This is a genomic window from Corynebacterium sp. HMSC064E08 (genome assembly GCF_001811805.1).
Classification (GTDB): domain Bacteria; phylum Actinomycetota; class Actinomycetes; order Mycobacteriales; family Mycobacteriaceae; genus Corynebacterium; species Corynebacterium jeikeium_D.
Window position 1 is genome coordinate 197,290 of sequence record NZ_KV806693.1, and the last position, 19,225, is coordinate 216,514.

Genomic DNA, 19,225 nt, shown 5'->3' on the forward strand with positions numbered 1-19,225 from the left:
AGGCGGTTCGAGCAGGAATCAACGGCCGGTAACCACAGTCGTTAACACAGCCGCTGACCGGCAGCTAGCTACGCGGTAACCTCGACGTTCTTCTCCGAAGCAACAGTGGCGGCAGCCGCATCGCCTTCAAGCGAGCCAGTGACTTCTGCGCTCCCACCGACAGTGCGGTAACCGTGCTGGAAAAGTACTGCAGTCAAAGCGGTGCAGATACCAGATCCGGCAACGTGAACCGGCACCAATGCCTCCGGTACACCGGACCAGTACTGAATCATTCCAACTACGCCCTGAGCCAAAATGAACACAACGAGTGCGATGGCAACCTTACGCACAGGCGCAAAGGCTTCCGAGGCCAGCAGACCGAAAATGAGGCCGATAACCAGGCCAAGGTAGAGGTACATAAAACCAGCGTGGATATGCGCCAGGTCAACAATCGGTAGCTGGAGGCGATCCTCCGGGAGCACCGAAGCATCTCCAGCGTGTGGTCCCGCACCGGTGACCATAGTTCCGGTAATCAGCGTCATCGTCAGGGCCAGGCCGGAGGCGGCAGCCAGATAGCGCAGATAGCGCGGGTACATGCGGGTAGCAGTGCCGTCATCAGGCTCAGAAATCTTGACGAAAAGCATGCCAGCGAGCCAGACCAGAATCATCGAAGGCAGGAAGTGCAGCGCTACGGCGTACCACTTCAGGTCAACCCAAACGGAGATACCGCCGATAACAGCCTGGACGATAACGCCGAGACCGTTGAGGAAGGCCAGCAACTTGATTTCCTGACGGCGACCGACACGCATAACCGAAAGGAAGAGCAGAAGTGTCAGAGCAACCAGCACAAAGGTGAGCAGCCGGTTGCCAAACTCAATAATCTGATGGAGCATTTCTGCTTCCCCCGCGACAGGAACGAAGCTGCCTGGGTGACATTCAGGCCACGAAGCACAACCGAGACCTGAACCAGTAACACGGACGATAGAACCGGTTACCGCAATTGCCGCCTGTGCAATCAAAACCAGCAGGGCATAGAGCTTCTGGCGCCCGATTGGTGTCAGCGGCAAAAACGATAGGGGCAAACTTCGATCTGCAGTATTCACATTAAGAAATTCTACCCATGCTGGCGGAAAATGGTAATAAGCGAAACCCCTGCGTTGGGCTGCGCTTTTCTATGCAGATTCCCCGACAGATTCCTAGTCATTCGGCATATCAAAACGGAACCAGCGGGCCGCGAATGCAGCGCCAAGGACGCCCCACACAAGTAGCACCCCGACAGCTGACCAATGGACGGACATGGCCAATGCCGCGGAGATCACGTCGGTAAGCGCGACGGACGGCAAGAGGTGTAGCAGTACAGAGCTGATGTCATCTAACGATGGCGCAACGGCCACATACGTAGTAGCACCAATGAGGATGAACCAGATCAGGTTGGCCAGACCTAGGATTAGCTCGGCTCCCAACGTACCTCCCATGAGCAAGCCCAATGAGGTAAAGACGAACGTTCCCAGAAGCATCCCCACATAAGCCAGCAGCCAGCCGCCAATCGACAGCTCTGCGCCAAGGGCGAGTCCCACGAGACTAAACAGTACGTACTGCAACGTGACGGTGGTGCAAACCGACACAATCTTGCCTGCGATAATGCCCCAGGGTGGCACGCCTGAGGCGCCGATGCGCTTCAGGGCTCCGTAACGGCGGTCAAAGCCCACGGCAATTGCCTGTCCGGTAAACCCTGCAGACATGACGGAAATCGCCAGCACCATGGGGAAGATACGCTCGAGCGGATCATCGAGTTCCAACACCGGCACCATCACCAGGCCGATGAGCATCGCCAACGGGATAATGATGGTGAGGAGCATTTGCTCACCATGTCGCCAGAAGAGCTTCGTCTCCAACCACGCCTGCGACATGACCAACTTCGCCATGTCCGAACGCTGTGGCGCTGGGGCGAAAGTGCCCTTCGCAAAGCGGGAGGCATCAGACCTCGGTGCGGTAGTCATTAGCTCCTCATCTCCGTTCCAGTGATCTGCAAGAAGACATCTTCAAGCGATTGCGTCGCCCTATTCAACGAGGTGATCAACACCTCTTGCTGCTCGCAACTCTGCGCCAAGACAGTCAAGGCGCGCGGTGAAGCCTCACCAATCAGGGAAAACTCTCCACCGCCAGAACGCTGCAGACGCTGTGGAAGACCGGACTCGCTGAAGTTGCGGTTGACCTCTTCGAAGTCAAGGCTGCCTCGAACGCTGATCTTCATAGCAGTGCTTGACGACGTTCCCTGGAGAGCCGATGCGCCTGCGCTAGTGATCTCCTCGGTGGTACCGGCCACAACTAAATGGCCCCGGTCGATAATCGCAACGTCGTCGGCAAGCGATTCGGCCTCGTCCATGAGGTGCGTTGTCAGGACCACAGTGACCCCATCACGGCGCAGCGACGAGATGAGATCCCAGACGGCTAGACGGGACTGAGCATCGAGGCCTGCTGTCGGCTCGTCGAGGAACACAAGCTCCGGACGTCCGACCAGGGCACATGCGAGCGACAGTCGCTGCTGCTGACCGCCAGAGAGCCTGCGGTAGTTCGTCTTACGATGGCGTTCTAGGCCAACGATTTCAAGGAGCCAATCAGTGTCCAGCGGGTTTGCGGAGTAACTGGCAACGAGGTTCAGCATTTCGCCAACGCGAACACCGGGGTAGGCACCTCCGCCCTGGAGCATGATGCCAATGCGGCTGCGCAGTGCTGTGGTTTGAGTGACCGGGTCGAGATCGAGAATGCGAATTCGCCCTTCATCCGGCTTGATGAAGCCCTCACACATTTCAACGGTTGTGGTCTTACCAGCGCCGTTGGGGCCGAGGAGCGCAAGAACCCTACCTCGATCCAGGGAAAGCGAAAGGTCTGATACAGCCTCAACGTCATCGAATTTCTTCGTTACGTTCTCAAGGCGCAGAGCAGGAGAATTGGCAGCGTTATTCACGGTTAGTCAGTCTAATCTCACAGTTTTAATGAAGGCGAAATACCTTAGATCGCGTCGAGTACGCCAAGATGACGAACATGACTGCGACGAAGAATACCAACGCCAGTAGGTAAATCTGAGCGACGGTGCCCGGAGGCAACCCCAGGCCGCGTGGTAGTACTACAAAACTGAAAATTGCCGAGTACAGAACCACGGCAATGCGAAATTGTACCCGGTTGGCCCAAGCGGACAGGGGCACGATGGCCCATAGCAGGTACCAGGGGTGCACGACGGGGAAGAGGATTACTAGAGCGAACATCGCGAGGCCGTAGCCGCCGAGCGGGTGAATGCGCCCACGGAACGTCGCTAACAGCATGCGCAGGAGCCAGGCAGCCACCAGCACTACGCCAATGCCGCGGGTAAACAGCAAAGCACTGTCGCTGATATCGCCGAGCCCCAGAAGCCTGCCGAAGAAACCAGCGATGATCCCGAGCAGGGTAGTCAACGACATCCAACTGCGCACCGTTGCGGCGCCACCCTGCGCGGTGATCCAACCAAAGCCCAGACCAGTTCCTAAGGAAACAACGACTGCCGTGACGACGGTTATTGCGCCCGTCACTACCGCGGAAAGAGCAACGGCCTTCCAAGTGCTGCCAAACTTTCGGGCCAGCCACATGCCGGCAAAGCCGAGCGCCACGAAACCGGTGACTTTGACCATTCCGGCAAGGCTGATGAGCACGATACCGCCTGCATACAGCGCCCACGATCTACCTCGGCTTTGGTTCTCGTGTCCGATCGGTCCGGGTTCTGGCAGCTCATCGGGCACCATCGATTGCGCAGGGCCGTGGATAGCTCGCAGACACAGTTCGAGACCAACGAGCAGGAGAGCCAGCAGCAGGGCCTCATTGTGGATACCGCCCACCAGGTGCAGCAATACCAACGGATTGAGCGTGCCCAGCCAGAGGGTGAACTGAGAGCTAACGCCGCAGCGGCGACCAAGCTGCACCAGCGCCCAGGACACCACGAGAAGCGAAACAATGGCGACAAGTCGATGCAGAAAGACGGAAGCGATGACCCCGTCGCTGGTTATCTTGGCGATACCCCATGCCACTGCGAGGGCCGTGGGACCGTATGGGCTCGGCGAGTGCGACCAAATCAATGGCACCGATCGGGCAAGTGGGTCGTTGGCTCCCAATAGGTCAACAGGTCCTGCGAGGTAGGGATCCATACCCCGCTCCACAATTGCAGCCTGCGCCAAATAGGAATAGATATCCTGCGTAAACAGGGGAGCGGTAAACATCAAGGGCAATACCCATGCCGCGTAGGTGCGTATGAGCATCGGAGTAGTCACTGCGGTGACGCGAGTCCGCGCACCGGCCAGAACGAAAGCGCCGACACCCAACCAGGCTGTGACTAACATGCCAATGCCCACGAAGGTGACGATTGTCGTTGCCACCAACATTCGACCGAGGATTAGCCCAAGTGGTGTACCCCAAAACTCATTTCCAACCACCGGTGTCGCGCCTGCGCCAATCCCAGCGACCATAATAAAGATCGCACCGAGAGCACCCAGCCAACGCAGCCAGGTGAAGCGTCTGAGTTCGCGGTAATTGATGCGGTGTTGGAGCGGCTGTTCTGAGCCCTGGTGGAGGGTTGCCGACCTAGAACCGGCCAGACCAATTTTCGGAATGGCGTCACGCACCCCGAGAGCGTCGTCGAAGGCGGACGAGCGGCGCGGGGTAGGTCGGTTAGTTTTCACAAAGTCACATAGTAGACGATTCGACACGCCGAAAGGGCGTTCTAATCAGCGACGTTGCATTGATATTTAAATGCGTTGGACATTGTGGCCCAATTACGACACAATTATGTTGTCTAATACACCAGCGGCGCAAGTGGGATACTTGCCTCGCTGAGCCACCTAGACACCCATTATTATCCAGCAGTCCAATCGCAGGAGGTGACTCACCAGTCATGGCAGATCGGAAGCCGACAGTCAATGATGGTGATACGCGCAAGCGCATTCTCCAATTGCTTCTGGAACACAACCCGGCGTCCGCGACTTTTATCGCAGACACCCTGGGACTATCCGCTGCAGGCGTCCGCCGTCATATTGACATTCTGGTGGACGAAGGTCTTGCCGAAACCGCTCCGGCACCCAGCACCGGCCCCCGGGGCCGAGGCAGGCCAGCAAAGTCCTATCGCCTGACAGATCGGGGCCGCGCTAGATTCGGGCACGCTTACGACGATCTTGCCAGTGCAGCTCTGACCGCACTGCGCAAGGCCGGTGGTGAGCAGGCAGTTGCCCAGTTTGCCCGTCAGCGCATTGATGACATTCTGCTCGGCGTCACCCCAGTGGGGCAGGACGCAGAGAAGGAAGAGGTCGTAGAGGCCGTCGTCGATGCTTTCCGACGGGCCGGGTACGCGGCAACTATCAACCAGAACACTGGCGGCGTGCAAATTTGCCAGCACCATTGCCCAATTAGCCACGTAGCCTCCGAGTTTCCGGAGCTCTGCGCGGCGGAGCATGAAGCCGTTAGTAAATTATTAGGTCAGCACACCCAACCGTTGGCGACTATCGCTGATGGAAACGGTATCTGCACTACGAATATCCCACTCACTCCCGTAACAAAGACACTTACTGAATCGCCACAAGAAAGGAGCGGAGAATGACCCTCGCCCATGAGAACTCCACCGACGTGGCTGAATCCACGAAGGCTGCCACTCCGCAGACTGACGAAGAGATTATCGAGTCCATTGGTGCCTACCAGTTCGGTTGGCACGACCCGGATACCGCTGGCGCTTCCGCGAAGCGTGGCCTGTCTGAAGCTGTCGTTCGCGATATTTCGGCTAAGAAGAACGAGCCGGAGTGGATGCTTGAACGTCGCTTGAAGGCTTTGGAAATCTTCGACCGCAAGCCGCTGCCCACCTGGGGCGCGGATTTGTCGGGCATCGACTTCGACAACATTAAGTACTTCGTTCGCTCCACCGAGAAGCAGGCCCAGACCTGGGAAGACCTGCCGGAGGATATTAAGAACACCTACGACAAGCTCGGCATTCCGGAGGCTGAGAAGCAGCGCCTGGTCGCAGGTGTCGCCGCTCAGTACGAGTCTGAGGTTGTCTACCACCAGATTCGCGAGGATCTGGAGGCCCAGGGCGTTATCTTCCTGGACACCGACACCGCCCTCAAGGAGCACCCGGAGCTGTTTAAGGAGTACTTCGGCACCGTCATTCCGTCCGGTGACAACAAGTTCTCCGCTCTTAACACCGCAGTCTGGTCCGGCGGCTCCTTCATTTACGTGCCGAAGGGCGTCCACGTGGACATCCCGCTGCAGGCATACTTCCGTATCAACACGGAGAACATGGGACAGTTCGAGCGCACGCTCATTATTGTCGACGAAGATGCCTACGTGCACTACGTCGAGGGCTGTACCGCTCCGATTTACAAGTCCGACTCGCTGCACTCGGCTGTTGTGGAGATCATCGTGAAGAAGGGTGGCCGCTGCCGCTACACCACGATCCAGAACTGGTCGAACAACGTCTACAACCTGGTTACCAAGCGCACCAAGTGCGAAGAGGGCGCAACCATGGAGTGGATTGACGGCAACATCGGTTCCAAGGTCACCATGAAGTACCCGGCAGTGTGGATGACTGGTCCGCATGCGAAGGGCGAGGTGCTGTCCGTGGCTATGGCTGGCGAGGGCCAGTTCCAGGACACCGGCGCCAAGATGGTGCACATGGCTCCGCACACGAGCTCCAACATCGTGTCCAAGTCCGTGGCCCGCAACGGTGGCCGCGCTGCCTACCGCGGTCTGGTGCAGGTCAACAAGGGTGCCAAGCACTCGCACTCCAACGTCGAGTGTGACGCACTCCTGGTGGACACGATTTCACGTTCGGACACGTACCCATACGTGGATGTCCGCGAGGACGACGTCACCCTCGGCCACGAGGCAACGGTTTCCAAGGTCTCTGACGATCAGCTTTTCTACCTGATGAGTCGCGGCATCGAAGAAGAAGATGCAATGGCCATGGTCGTGCGCGGCTTTGTCGAGCCCATCGCCAAGGAGCTCCCGATGGAATACGCCCTCGAGCTCAACCGCCTCATTGAACTGCAGATGGAAGGTTCGGTCGGTTAATACCAATGACTACGACGATTAACAACGAAAACCAGGCTGCTCATAGCCGCCGCGTGCTGGCGAACAAGGGCGACGTTTTCTCATCCTTCAACGTGGAGGACTTCGCCGTGCCGCATGGCAAGGATGAAGAGTGGAAGTTCACGCCGCTGCGTAAGCTCCGCGGTCTCCACAACGGCACCGCAGCAGAGCCGGTTGCAGCCTCAATTTCGGTCGAGACTGCTGGTCAGGATGGCGTCGCTGTGGACGTCGTCAAGCGTGCCGACGAGCGCCTTGGTCGCGCCGGCGCCCCAACGGACCGCGTGGCAGCACAGGCGTACTCCAACTTCGACGATGCGCACATCGTGACCTTCGCGAAGAACTCGGTGTCCAAGGAGCCTGTCGTCATCGACATCGATGGTCCGGGCGAGGACAAGGTGTCCTACGGCCACATTGTCATTGACGTGCAGTCCCATGCCGAGGCCGTCTGCGTCATTAACTACCGAGGCAGTGGCACGTTCGCGGACAACATCGAGTTCGTAATCGGCGACGGCGCCAAGCTGGGCGTCGTGACCATGGTGAACTGGAACGAAGATGCCGTTCATGGTTCGGCGCACCACGTTCGTGTCGGCCGGGATGCTACGCTGCGCCACACTGTCGCAACGTTTGGCGGCGAGGTTGTCCGTATCGTTCCGCGCGTTGCTTTCACGGCACCCGGCGGCGACGTCGATCTGCTGGGCGTGTACTTCGCCGATGCCGGTCAGTACTTTGAAAACCGCATGCTGGTCGACCACGCTGTGCCGAACTGCCGCTCCAACGTGATGTACAAGGGCGCGCTGCAGGGCGAGCCGAATGTCGCTCATCGTGAGGCCCGCACCGCGTGGGTGGGAGACGTGCTCATTCGTGCAGAAGCTACTGGCACCGACACCTACGAGCTCAACCGCAACCTGCTGCTCACCGAGGGCGCGCGTGCCGACGCAGTTCCGAACCTGGAGATTGAAACCGGTGAGATTGCCGGTGCTGGTCACGCTGCCACCGTCGGCCGCTTCGACGAGGAACAGCTCTTCTACCTGCTCTCGCGTGGTATTCCGGAGCTGGCCGCTCGCCGTCTGGTGGTTCGCGGCTTCTTCAGCGAGGTCATCAACCTGATTCCGGTCGAGTCCGTTCGCGAGAAGCTTGAAAAGCTCGTTGACGAAGAGCTCAACACCGCTGGCTTCTAACCGCTTATCTTCTTTCTCACCCTTTCCGTCCTGTCACCCCGGAAGTGCCGGGGGACAGGCCACTTACACCGATTAAAGGAAAAGATTTCACTATGAGCACTTTGGAAATCCGTAACCTCCACGCGCAGGTGCTGCCGACCGACGAGTCCGCCGAGCCCAAGGAGATTTTGAAGGGCGTCAACCTGACGATTAAATCCGGCGAAACCCACGCTGTGATGGGGCCGAACGGCTCTGGTAAGTCCACCCTGAGCTACACCATCGCAGGTCACCCGCGTTACGAAGTCACCGAGGGCGAGATTCTCCTCGACGGCGAAAACGTGCTGGAGATGAGCGTCGACGAGCGTGCTCGCGCTGGCCTCTTCCTGGCAATGCAGTACCCGGTCGAGGTCACCGGCGTGTCCATGTCCAACTTCCTGCGCTCTGCAGCGACCGCTGTCCGTGGCGAGGCACCGAAGCTGCGTCACTGGGTCAAGGAGGTCCGTGAGGCAATGGCTGACCTGGAGATCGATTCGTCGTTCTCCGAGCGCTCCGTCAACGAGGGCTTCTCCGGTGGCGAGAAGAAGCGTCACGAGATTCTGCAGCTCGACCTGCTGAAGCCGAAGTTCGCCATCCTGGACGAGACCGACTCCGGCCTGGACGTCGACGCTCTGCGCGTTGTCTCTGACGGCATTAACCGCTACCAGGACGAAAACGACGGCGGCATTCTGATCATTACTCACTACCAGCGCATCCTGAACTACGTGAAGCCGGACTTCGTCCACGTCTTCCACGATGGTCGCTTCATCACCTCCGGTGGCCCGGAGCTTGCAGACGAGCTGGAAGAGCACGGCTACGAGAAGTACATCAATGCCTAACGCCGAACTACTCACCCCATCACTCCGCGAGGACTTTCCGATTCTGTCGCGCACTGTCCGTGACGGAAAGCGGCTGGTCTACCTGGACTCCGGAGCGACCTCGCAGCGCCCCAAGCAAGTCATCGATGCTGAGGTGGAGTTCCTAACCCACCACAATGCACCGGTGCACCGCGGCGCTTACGAGATCGCTGAGGAGGCCACGGACGCCTACGAAGATGCCCGCGAAGCCATCGCTGGCTTCATCGGCGCCGACTATGACGAGCTGGTCTTCACCAAGAACGCCACCGAAGCGTTGAACACAGTGGCATTCGTGCTTGGCGACGACCGCGCAGGTCAGTACCAGGTCGGCGAAGGTGACGAGATTGTCGTCACCGAGCTGGAGCATCACGCGAACTTGGTGCCGTGGCAGGAGCTGGCTCGCCGCACCGGTGCGACACTTCGTTGGTATGGCGTGACTGAGGACGGCCGCATTGACGTGGACTCGCTGGAGCTCAGCGAGAAGACCAAGGTAGTGGCCTTTACCCACCAGTCAAACGTCACCGGTGCAGTCACCGATGTGAAGGAGATGGTGCGCCGTGCACGCGAGGTCGGTGCGCTGGTAGTCCTCGATGCCTGCCAGTCGGTGCCGCATATGCCTGTCGACGTCAAAGATCTCGATGTGGACTTCCTGGCGTTCTCCGGCCACAAGATGCTCGGCCCCAACGGGGTCGGCGCGCTCTACGGTCGCCGGGAACTGCTCGAGGCACTGCCGCCGTTCCTCACTGGTGGTTCGATGATTGAGGTCGTCACCATGGAGAAGACCACCTTCGCGGCGCCTCCGCAGCGCTTCGAGGCGGGTACCATGATGACTTCCCAGGTCGTCGGTCTGGGGGCTGCGGTGAAGTACCTGGATTCCATTGGTATGGATAAGGTGGCTGCTCATGAGCACCACCTGACCGCGCTCGCACTGGAGAAGCTGCAGGAAATTGACGGCGTGACCATCATCGGGCCGACTACTCCAGAACAGCGTGGCTCTGCAGTCTCCTTCAAGGTCGAGGGCATTCACCCGCACGATCTTGGCCAGGTTTTAGACGACCAGGGCGTGTGCATCCGCGTCGGTCACCATTGCGCGTGGCCAATTCACCAAATCCTCAACGCCCAGTCGACCGCCCGGGCATCCTTCTACATCTACAACACGGAAGAGGACGTTCAGGCGCTTGCCGACGCAGTGCGCCATGCACAGAAGTTCTTCGGTGTCACCCCGTAACTTTAAGAAAGGAGAAGGACATGAAGCTCGAGCAGATGTACCAGGAAGTTATCCTGGATCACTACAAGCATCCGCAGCATGCGGGTTTGCGGGAGCCTTTCAATACGGAAGTGCATCACGTCAACCCGTCGTGTGGCGATGAACTCACGCTTCGCGTCACTCTGAACGACGACCTCACCGTCGTCAATGACGTCTCCTATGACGCCGTGGGCTGTTCTATCTCGCAAGCCTCTACCTCAGTTATGGCTGAGGAGATTGTCGGCAAGACTGTCGACGAGGCCATGGCCAAGCTTGCCGAGTTCGAGAAGATGGTCACCTCCCGAGGCAAGATTGAGGGCGATGAGGACCTTATCGGCGATGGGATTGCCTTCGCTGGTGTTTCTAAGTACCCCGCCCGCGTGAAGTGCGCTCTTCTCGGTTGGAAGGCTTTCCAGGCCGCGACCGCTGAGGCTCTGGCCAACGCCGCTGAAGGCAACGGCGTTGGTACCGCGACTGTAACCGTTACCAATGACGAGGAAGGCCATCGCCATGACTGAACCAATCGCTAATGACGCCACCTCGCCCGCACAGCCTGATGCTGTCGACGAGGACACCATGACCACTGGTGCTCCGATTGATGAGGGGGATGCGTACGAGTCCATCACCGTCCCGCCGGCACCGGAGCAGACCGAAGCCGATAACAAGCTGGCCATCCAGGTTGAAGAGGCAATGTACGAGGTTGTTGACCCGGAACTCGGAGTCAACGTCGTGGACCTGGGCCTGGTATATGACATCTGGATTGAAGAAGGCGACATTGCCGCTATCTTCATGACACTCACGTCCCCGGCCTGCCCGCTGACCGATATGCTCACCGACCAGACTGCCTCCGAGGTTATGAAGGTCGAGGGTATCCGCGACTTCCGCCTCAACTGGGTCTGGTCCCCGGCATGGGGCCCACACATGATCACTGAGGACGGCCGCGAGCAGATGCGCGCTCTCGGCTTCTCGGTCTAGATGATCAGTGACAGCGGTGATTAGGGAACCGCTACGTTAAAAGTGCTTGGCGACGAGCTCCTGGCTCGTTCAGCTAGGCACTTTTTCGTTTGTTTTTGAGTTGCTGACTGCGTTTATGGCCGGGATCGGTAGGGCGATGCGAGTTACTGACTGCATTTATGTCAAAAATGGCTCAAAAAATGGCCTGAAAGCGTCATAAACTTGCACAGTTTCACATTTTGCAGCCCGTATTCACACGAGCATCCCCGCAATTTTTCGAGCTGTCCGACTCGGAGTTAAAAGCGACCCCACCTGACACTGAAAAGTGCCAAGCGGGGTCGCTATTGTCTTCGACTGCTAATCCAAGTCGTGAGAGTTAGATGCGAGATGCATAGCTACTCGCAGCTATTCACAGCCATTCGCAGCTATTCGCGACTCATGTCTGCAGTGGCCGGGTCAACGAGCTTGGAGCCCGTGACCTTCTTATGGATGAACCACAGCAGGACGAATACCGGAATACCCAGGTACGGAGTGAGGATAGCGAAGATATTTTCGCCAGTGCGGATCGGATCAAGTGCCTGTCCGGCCACCACAAAGAAGCACATAATCAGTGCCAGCACAGCACCGGCAGGGAAAAAGTTCGCCTTGTAGGGAAGCGAATCCAACGGGATATTCTGGGCCTTCAGACACTTGCGGAAGCGGTAGTGGCTGAAAGAGATACCAAACCAGGTGATAAAGCCCGCGAGCGCAGAAAGTGTCAACAAGAAGGTGTACGCCACGCCATCGCCTACCAATGAAGTAATGAAGCCAGCCATACCGATCACAGCGGTGGCAATCAGAGCGCGCAGCGGAACGCCGTGCCCGGAAAGCTTGCCGAAGTAACGCGGAGCGTGTCCCTGGCGGGCCAGGGAAAACAGCATACGAGTGGACACATACATACCGGAGTTACCCGCAGACAACACCGAAGTCAGAATAACGGCGTTCATCAGGCCAGCGGCAATCGCAATACCTGCGCGTTCAAAGACCAGGGTGAACGGTGAAATGGAAATGTTGTCCTCGGCGGCGTTCAGAAGATTCGGGTCCGTGTACGCAATAAGGAAACCAATAACAGCGATGGCACCGATGTAGAACAGCAGGATACGCCAGAAGATAGTGCGAATCGCGCGGGGAATCGTACGCTCAGGATCTTCAGCCTCACCTGCTGCTACGCCAACCATCTCGGTGCCCTGGAAGGAGTATCCGGCTACAACGAAGACAGCCAACAGTCCCATTCCGCCATTGACGAATGGGGCGTCGCCCGTGGTCCAGTTTTCGAAGCCGGGGGAGGAGCCGCCCAAGATGCCGAAAATCATGCCGACACCAAGAACGAGGAAGACGATGACGGTAATGACCTTGATGGTCGCAAACCAGAACTCACCCTCGCCGAATGCACGTGCGGACAGGGCGTTCAGCCCGAATAGAATCGCGAGGAAGAGCGCGGACCAGATGATTGAAGGCACATCCGGGAACCAATAGCGCATCACCAGCGCAGCAGCGACGAGCTCTGCGGCCACAGTAATCGCCCAGTTAAACCAGTAGTTCCAGCCCATGGCAAAGCCGAAGGATTCTGAGACGTATCGGCGACCGTACTCCTGGAAGGAACCGGGCACCGGCAGGTAAGCGGCCATCTCGCCGAGAGACTGCATAACCAGCCACACCATGATGCCGATAAGAGCGTAAGCGATAAGCGCACCGCCTGGACCGGCCTGCGAAATGGTCGCACCGGAGGCAACAAACAGGCCCGTACCAATGGCACCACCAATGGCAATCATGTTCAGGTGGCGAGCTCTCAGCCTGCGCTGAAGCTTATGGTTTTGTGAGGAAGTCTCCTCAGATTGCGTCGAAGTCATTCATTTATCATAAGCGTTTGTACTCCGGTGAATGCAAAAACCACACCGCTTTAATTGTTGGTATCACCCCACAAATCGGCTGATGTATATGCTCCCGGTCAACGAGATCTCCATCTCCCAGGTCCCCGCACAAACCCTGCGATGAGCTTTCCGCACGTACGCGGACTCATTTTCAGCAAAGGCACGGCCACTTTCGCCATAGCGCGAAGCGTCGTCAGTGGGGATGTCCCTATCAAATAGGCAAACACGTCCTTTTCCGGCAACGAAAAGAACGCCCGAAAAAACGCACCCGTCTGTCGTGCATCGAACCCCAGCAACGCCGCGAGCCCACGTTCGCGTAGCCATCGCTGCAATCGCATGCTTAACGACGTCCCCAGCGTCCGGCTTCCCTTCTTTTCCATATCGGCCAAGAAGCGGTCGACATCTTCGATAACCGAACCCACCGAGTAACCAGTGGCAGGATGCATCCAACCACCAGCAAAGCCGAAGAGGGTGCCCATGGATGGTCCACTGTGCCAGAAGTTACCGCGGCGAGAGGGAAAGTTTGCCAGTAGGGGAAAGGACACCACTTCTTCATCGATGGCCAGATCTTCCGAAAGCCCCAGGGACTTCAACCGTGCACCTTGGCGTCTACGCAACAGCGCTAAAAGTGCGGAGTCATCGGCCTCACCGCCGATCCGGACTGCAGCACCGGCTTCGCCACGATACCCGTCAACCATAGGAGTCGGAGTAGCGAGAATGGTCTCTTCAATGAGGAAGGTCCTGTCATCCAAGAAAATGCGATAGGAGAAACTAGCCGGCTCTGCCGCTGGGTCAACCGGTTCAGCCGGAGTGAAGTCCATGAGGACTGCGCGGCGGTGGGCGCTGGGGACGTCGTCAAGCGAAAAGATGTGCCCGATGGCGAGCTGCCGTACCTGCCCACCTCGCCCGACTGCGGCGTGCGTGCGCCCGGTGGTGACAATTGTGATGTCAGTACCCGTGGTTTCGGAATCGGTGAGTGCGCGGCGTTCGATGTGGAAACCGCCAAGTTCTTGCAGGCAGTCCTTGTTAACAACGCCGTAGTTGCGGGCGAGCTGACGTTCGGTGCCGCCGGCAAGAATGACGCTGGGTTGAAAAGTGGCGGCGAGGAAGTCGCTGGGCAACCAGTCGGGGAGTTGGTCGCACCAGAGACCAATCGTCGAGGGCAGTGTGCCACCGGCTGGGTCATAAGCGGTGACATCCCAGCCGCGAGCGGATGCGCGGTGGGCGGCGATTCTTCCGGCGGGCCCGAGGCCGACGACGGAGGCGGTCACGGGAAATGAGGTCATAACTGGTAGGCTACTCGTTCGTGATTGTGACCCATGACCTTGAAGTCCGAGTCGGCGCCCGTACCCTGCTCACTGCGCCGGGTGAGCAGCTGCGCGTCCAGCCGGGAGACCGGATTGGACTCGTCGGGCGAAATGGTGCTGGCAAAACGACGACTATGCGTATTCTCTCCGGTGAAACTGAACCCTACGGCGGTTCAGTAGTGCGCTCTGGCTCGATTGGTTACCTGCCACAGGACTCGCGCGAGGGCAACATCGACATCTCCGCCCGCGACCGTGTGCTGTCGGCGCGAGGTCTTGACCAAATCCGCCGCAGCATGGATCGCCAACAGGAGATCATGGAGACCGCGACCACTGACACGAAACGCGATGCGGCGATTCGGAAGTTTTCGCGTCTCGAGGAGCGCTACCACGACCTCGGCGGCTACGAGGCGAACGCCGAGGCAGCCCGCATTTGCGACGCGCTGGGGTTGCCGGAGCGCGTACTCGACCAGCCGCTGAAGACGCTTTCGGGTGGTCAGCGCCGCCGCGTCGAGCTTGCTCAGATTCTCTTCGCCGCTACCGAAGGCTCGGGCAAGTCCGCCACGACGCTGCTTCTCGACGAGCCGACGAACCACCTCGATGCGGATTCGATTACCTGGCTGCGCGAATTCCTCAGTAAGCATGAGGGCGGCTTGATCATGATTTCGCACGATGTCGAGCTGCTCGAGGCCGTGTGTAACAAAGTCTGGTTCCTCGATGCGGTGCGCGCCGAAGCTGATGTGTACAACATGGGCTGGAAGAACTACCTGTCGGCACGCGCGACCGATGAGGCTCGACGTCGCCGTGAATTCGCTAACGCGGAGAAGAAGGCCAGCGCACTGCGCAAGCAGGCCGAGAAGCTAGGCGCGAAGGCGACGAAGGCCCGTGCGGCCAAGCAGATGGTGGCTCGTGCTGAGCGCATGATGGACAGTCTCGACGAGGTCCGTGTCGAGGATAAGGTCGCTCATATTTCCTTCCCAGAACCGGCGCCCTGTGGCAAGACTCCGCTCAACGCCACGGGACTGACCAAGATGTATGGTTCGTTGGAAGTCTTCGCCGGTGTGGATCTTGCGATTGACAAGGGGTCCCGCGTGGTTGTCCTCGGCTTCAATGGCGCTGGTAAGACGACGCTGCTGAAGCTACTCGCCGGTGTGGAGCGCACCGATGGCGAAGGCGGCATTGTCTCCGGCCACGGCCTGCGCATCGGCTATTTCGCCCAGGAGCATGACACGATTGACCCGGACAAGACTGTCTGGGAAAACACGGTCTACGCCTGCCCTGACGTCAACGAGCCGGAACTGCGGAGCCTGCTCGGTGCCTTTATGTTCTCCGGCGACAAGCTGCAGCAGCCAGCGGGAACCCTCTCCGGTGGTGAGAAGACACGTCTGGCGCTGGCGACGCTGGTTAGCTCCCGCGCAAACGTCCTGCTTCTCGACGAGCCCACTAACAACCTCGACCCGCAGTCCCGCGAACAGGTTCTCGATGCACTTCGCACTTACACCGGGGCCGTCGTTCTGGTTACCCACGATCCAGGTGCGGTCAAGGCGCTAGAGCCCGAGCGCGTCATCGTGCTTCCCGACGGCACCGAAGACCTCTGGAGCGACGACTACATGGAAATCGTCGAGCTGGCTTAAGACGGATCCATTGGCCCTGGCAGGTAACCGTCCTGCTGAGCGAGCCTATACATCTCCGACTTGTTAAGGCTGTTCTCGGCCCGGCCAGCTGCCGCATACTTGGCTCGAATACGACCCAAGTAGTCCAACACGGTGTTCGGTGTCAGCCCTGTCATCGACGCGACTCGCTTCGTCGACTCACCGGAGGCGTAAAGCTCCAGTACCTCACGCTGGCGTTCTGACAGATCGACAGAGTCGAGCAGGGGATCAGAGTCAACTACCGATGCCCATTCTGTAGTCAGAGCGCCCTTGCCAAGTGCCGCCAGCCGTACTGCAGACACGATTGTCTCCGGGGTTTCCGATTTTTGCACAACCCCCATCACTCCGGTACGCACTGCCTTTCGGACAAGGTATGGGCTTTCAGCTGACGAGAGGATGAGCACGTGATCGGTAACCAATTCCAGCGACAGAACGTTCTGCGCTGGATCTGAATTATCCGCCAGCCGTAGATCCAGCACGACCACATCCAGGCGGTCATCGGTGCCCACATCGGCCAGTAGCTCCGGCACAGTTTGATAACAGCCGACGAGCTCAAAGTCTGGCTCTGCAGAAAGCAGGGTTTCGAGCCCCTGCAGAGTCAAGGCATGATCATCAATCGCAGCAACGCGAAGCAAACGATCCGACTGCACGCTGTAATCTCCGATGTTGTCGGAGTCAATTGCAGCCGAGACGTCGATGGAAGCATTGCTCATTCCCGCAATATTCTCCCTAGTCACGTGACATCACTATCCTCTCACCGGCTTCATCAAACCTTTGCACTCCATTGTCATCAGAAATAGATGCAAATGCACGTCTGCCCGGGGGCAATAGGCGAATTGTTACCGATCCTTCTTCGGCGTTATCGATTGCTTCGAGGAAGTTCGGCATCAACTTGGCCACCGCGGAATCGTCGTCGACAAGCGGAATACGGCGCACATCGGTGCTATCGGAAACGGCCTGCGTGTGATTGCGGTCATCGAGGAGCCGGACATGAACACCTCTTGCGCGGGCGTCCCAAACAGCTTGGTGAAGGGACCCAACATTTAGATGCGGCGAACGTAGGACGTCTCGGAGAAGCTGCTCTGTAAGCCTCGCACGCAACTGCAGTCGCGGGGTCGGTTCTTCCAAAACTGCAGCGGCGCTAAAAATGGGGCCGACCCGGCGCTGCAGCCATTCGTAGTTACTCTGGCTGCTAATTTCGTACTCTTTGGCGGCCCCGGCAGCGTACAGCGCACGATTATAATCCTGAATAGACTGCGGAACGGTGCGCATAAAAAAGCGGACCATGATGGACGTCAAAATTCCCGCGACCAACATCACGGAGCGAACTAACAGGTCAACTCCAGAGATACTGATGTGGGTCGTATCCGAGGGGGCAAAGGGGAAGAACTTGAGAAGCTCCACCATGATCGCGCCACCGAGCACTGAATTCAGCGCAACCCAGGGGCGGCCGCGGATGGCGAGCAATGCAGATGCAAAAGAAATTAAGCTAAAGTGCCAGAAATACGACCATTCCAAATTATTTGGAATGGGCTGGTAGAGCCCCACGACAGCTAATACAACGATCGCGACACCAGTTACGATTGCACGGGCTAACGGCAATTGTGAATGGCGGCCATACATAATCAGCCCGAGAAGGCCGATCGCTAATGCCAGACTGATTTGCCCGGCCGCGGTAAATAATTGTCCATTACTGACTAGAACCATGAACAACACGCCGACGATCGCGCCGTAGAACTGCCAGGAAAAAACAATTGACATTCCCATGAGGTCATACAGCGATGTCGTGTGAGCGGAGGAATCGACTACATCTTCCTCTTCCACAGGAGAGGTATTACCGTGCCATTTGAGAATAACCTGAGTACCTTTCCCAGGCTTTGAATTAACGAGAGCATCTCCACCGCGAAGGGCCTCCATTCGCCCTTTAACGCTCAACCGGATACCTGCACGATGCGGGTCAATTCCCTCGGGGTCAAACCCGGTGCCATCGTCACGAAAATCAATGGACACCTCTCCCGAGGCAACACGAATGTGGCATTTCTTTTCCGCTGCGGCACCTGCGTGACGCTTGGCATTATTTGCCACCTCGGTTGCGGCTAATAGGAACGTGTTAGCAACTTCTCCTGGCAGCCGAACTGGACCGCCTTCTTCGCTGGTGTCTAGCGTTACCGAAATGTCGGGGCTCACCGACATCAATTGCGCCCGTACAGCCTCAGCAAAAGTTCTACCGCTTACTGTTTGCCGAGGCGAGAAAAACAGCCCAGTCTGCTCGTCTAGCGAGAAGTCAATCTTAGAGCCCTTACCGATTGCAGACAGTGCGGCCAATACATAGTCATGGACATAGGCGTTGAAGCTGCTCATCGCCTCGCCGCGGACACGCATACGCTCCGCTCTCTCATTGACCTTCCGAGAGTTCTCGTAGGTGAAGTCAATAAGCCTTGCGACGGGTTGTGCAGAGCCTGCAATAATCACAAATGGAAAAGTGTTGATGAGATTGAAACCAACATCCGACAACATGTCGAGCCAAAAAGTGTGTCCCAGCAACCACGAATTAATGACCGCAATAAGTCCGGGAACAAATACCATCACGGACAAACTGATGTGGAGTGGCACTGTCAGAGCAAATGCAGCGAGGGCTAAACCTGAAAATGGGCTATACCAGAGCGCATTTCCAACGAGGTTATGAGGGAGATCCCAATAGGTTGAAACCAACATCAGGAAAACCAACATGATGTACATCGGCACACGCAGTGCGGTAATAAGGCCTCGCCGCGTATTATTAATCACAGCCCAAATCAGCAACATATCGCTGAGAATAAATATGAGCAGTGATGCAAAAGGGAACCAGTGGCTCAGAAAGTTTTCAAAGGGGACAGAACGAACAGCCGATTCAACCTGCCACAAAAAGCCGGTGACGGCAATAATAATCGCGCCGGATCGCAGCACAGACATTTCAATTGATGGTGACTGTCCGGCAAGTGCCGAATCGGGATTCCACCTCTCCATGCGACAATCACATTCCTTTTGCTTAT

Annotated in this window: 16 protein-coding genes; 8 read left to right on the forward strand and 8 right to left on the reverse strand. The window is 57.8% G+C overall.

The window, feature by feature from the left end:
- Positions 1-68 precede the first annotated feature (68 nt).
- From HMPREF2820_RS02455 to mptB, 4 genes are all read right to left on the reverse strand, one after another.
- On the reverse strand, positions 69-1,082 hold the full coding sequence (locus tag HMPREF2820_RS02455) for a COX15/CtaA family protein (RefSeq protein ID WP_016422745.1): 1,014 nt from the start codon (positions 1,080-1,082) through the stop codon (positions 69-71).
- Positions 1,083-1,175: 93 nt separating this feature from the next.
- Positions 1,176-1,979, reverse strand: a complete 804-nt coding sequence (locus HMPREF2820_RS02460) for an ABC transporter permease (RefSeq protein ID WP_048734187.1) — start codon at positions 1,977-1,979, stop codon at positions 1,176-1,178.
- Positions 1,979-2,947 carry an ABC transporter ATP-binding protein gene (locus tag HMPREF2820_RS02465; protein WP_048734184.1) on the reverse strand — a complete coding sequence of 323 codons (969 nt, stop codon included), beginning with the start codon at positions 2,945-2,947 and terminating at the stop codon, positions 1,979-1,981. The genes HMPREF2820_RS02460 and HMPREF2820_RS02465 overlap by 1 nt, the downstream gene beginning before the upstream one ends.
- A gap of 25 nt (positions 2,948-2,972) precedes the next feature.
- The gene (gene mptB / locus HMPREF2820_RS02470) at positions 2,973-4,712 is read right to left on the reverse strand and encodes a polyprenol phosphomannose-dependent alpha 1,6 mannosyltransferase MptB (RefSeq protein ID WP_048734179.1); all 1,740 of its coding nucleotides are present in this window, start codon (positions 4,710-4,712) and stop codon (positions 2,973-2,975) included.
- 185 nt (positions 4,713-4,897) lie between these two features.
- On the opposite strand from mptB, the gene HMPREF2820_RS02475 reads away from it, so the two are divergent.
- From HMPREF2820_RS02475 to HMPREF2820_RS02505, 7 genes are all read left to right on the forward strand, one after another.
- On the forward strand, positions 4,898-5,596 hold the full coding sequence (locus tag HMPREF2820_RS02475; protein WP_048734176.1) for a helix-turn-helix transcriptional regulator: 699 nt from the start codon (positions 4,898-4,900) through the stop codon (positions 5,594-5,596).
- Positions 5,593-7,059 (forward strand): Fe-S cluster assembly protein SufB, encoded by a 1,467-nt coding sequence (gene sufB, locus HMPREF2820_RS02480; RefSeq protein ID WP_016422750.1) that lies wholly within the window; start codon positions 5,593-5,595, stop codon positions 7,057-7,059. The genes HMPREF2820_RS02475 and sufB overlap by 4 nt, the downstream gene beginning before the upstream one ends.
- 5 nt (positions 7,060-7,064) lie before the next feature.
- Complete coding sequence (sufD, locus tag HMPREF2820_RS02485) at positions 7,065-8,255, forward strand: Fe-S cluster assembly protein SufD (protein WP_048734172.1); 1,191 nt, start codon at positions 7,065-7,067, stop codon at positions 8,253-8,255.
- Positions 8,256-8,347: 92 nt separating this feature from the next.
- Complete coding sequence (sufC, locus tag HMPREF2820_RS02490) at positions 8,348-9,109, forward strand: Fe-S cluster assembly ATPase SufC (RefSeq protein ID WP_049190726.1); 762 nt, start codon at positions 8,348-8,350, stop codon at positions 9,107-9,109.
- Entirely contained in the window at positions 9,102-10,355 is a 1,254-nt protein-coding gene (locus tag HMPREF2820_RS02495; RefSeq protein WP_049190724.1) for a cysteine desulfurase, read from the forward strand. The genes sufC and HMPREF2820_RS02495 overlap by 8 nt, the downstream gene beginning before the upstream one ends.
- 20 nt (positions 10,356-10,375) lie before the next feature.
- A complete protein-coding gene (gene sufU, locus HMPREF2820_RS02500) occupies positions 10,376-10,891 on the forward strand; it encodes a Fe-S cluster assembly sulfur transfer protein SufU (RefSeq protein WP_069359562.1) in 516 nt (171 codons plus the stop codon).
- Positions 10,884-11,348 carry a metal-sulfur cluster assembly factor gene (locus HMPREF2820_RS02505; protein WP_016422755.1) on the forward strand — a complete coding sequence of 155 codons (465 nt, stop codon included), beginning with the start codon at positions 10,884-10,886 and terminating at the stop codon, positions 11,346-11,348. Before sufU ends, HMPREF2820_RS02505 begins: the two co-directional genes overlap by 8 nt.
- 404 nt (positions 11,349-11,752) lie before the next feature.
- On the opposite strand, the gene HMPREF2820_RS02510 is transcribed toward HMPREF2820_RS02505, so the two are convergent.
- Together HMPREF2820_RS02510 and HMPREF2820_RS02515 are read right to left on the reverse strand one after the other, a co-directional pair.
- Positions 11,753-13,216 (reverse strand): amino acid permease, encoded by a 1,464-nt coding sequence (locus HMPREF2820_RS02510; protein WP_070602607.1) that lies wholly within the window; start codon positions 13,214-13,216, stop codon positions 11,753-11,755.
- A 98-nt stretch (positions 13,217-13,314) separates the two neighbouring features.
- Positions 13,315-14,523 (reverse strand): lycopene cyclase family protein, encoded by a 1,209-nt coding sequence (locus tag HMPREF2820_RS02515; RefSeq protein ID WP_070602609.1) that lies wholly within the window; start codon positions 14,521-14,523, stop codon positions 13,315-13,317.
- A 20-nt stretch (positions 14,524-14,543) separates the two neighbouring features.
- Between HMPREF2820_RS02515 and HMPREF2820_RS02520 the strand changes: the two genes are divergently transcribed.
- On the forward strand, positions 14,544-16,175 hold the full coding sequence (locus HMPREF2820_RS02520; RefSeq protein WP_038625400.1) for an ABC-F family ATP-binding cassette domain-containing protein: 1,632 nt from the start codon (positions 14,544-14,546) through the stop codon (positions 16,173-16,175).
- Here HMPREF2820_RS02520 and HMPREF2820_RS02525 read toward each other — a convergent pair.
- Positions 16,172-16,930 (reverse strand): response regulator transcription factor, encoded by a 759-nt coding sequence (locus HMPREF2820_RS02525; protein ID WP_224433497.1) that lies wholly within the window; start codon positions 16,928-16,930, stop codon positions 16,172-16,174. The genes HMPREF2820_RS02520 and HMPREF2820_RS02525 overlap by 4 nt on opposite strands.
- Positions 16,923-19,199, reverse strand: a complete 2,277-nt coding sequence (locus tag HMPREF2820_RS02530) for a sensor histidine kinase (RefSeq protein ID WP_016422760.1) — start codon at positions 19,197-19,199, stop codon at positions 16,923-16,925. The genes HMPREF2820_RS02525 and HMPREF2820_RS02530 overlap by 8 nt, the downstream gene beginning before the upstream one ends.
- Positions 19,200-19,225 lie beyond the last annotated feature (26 nt).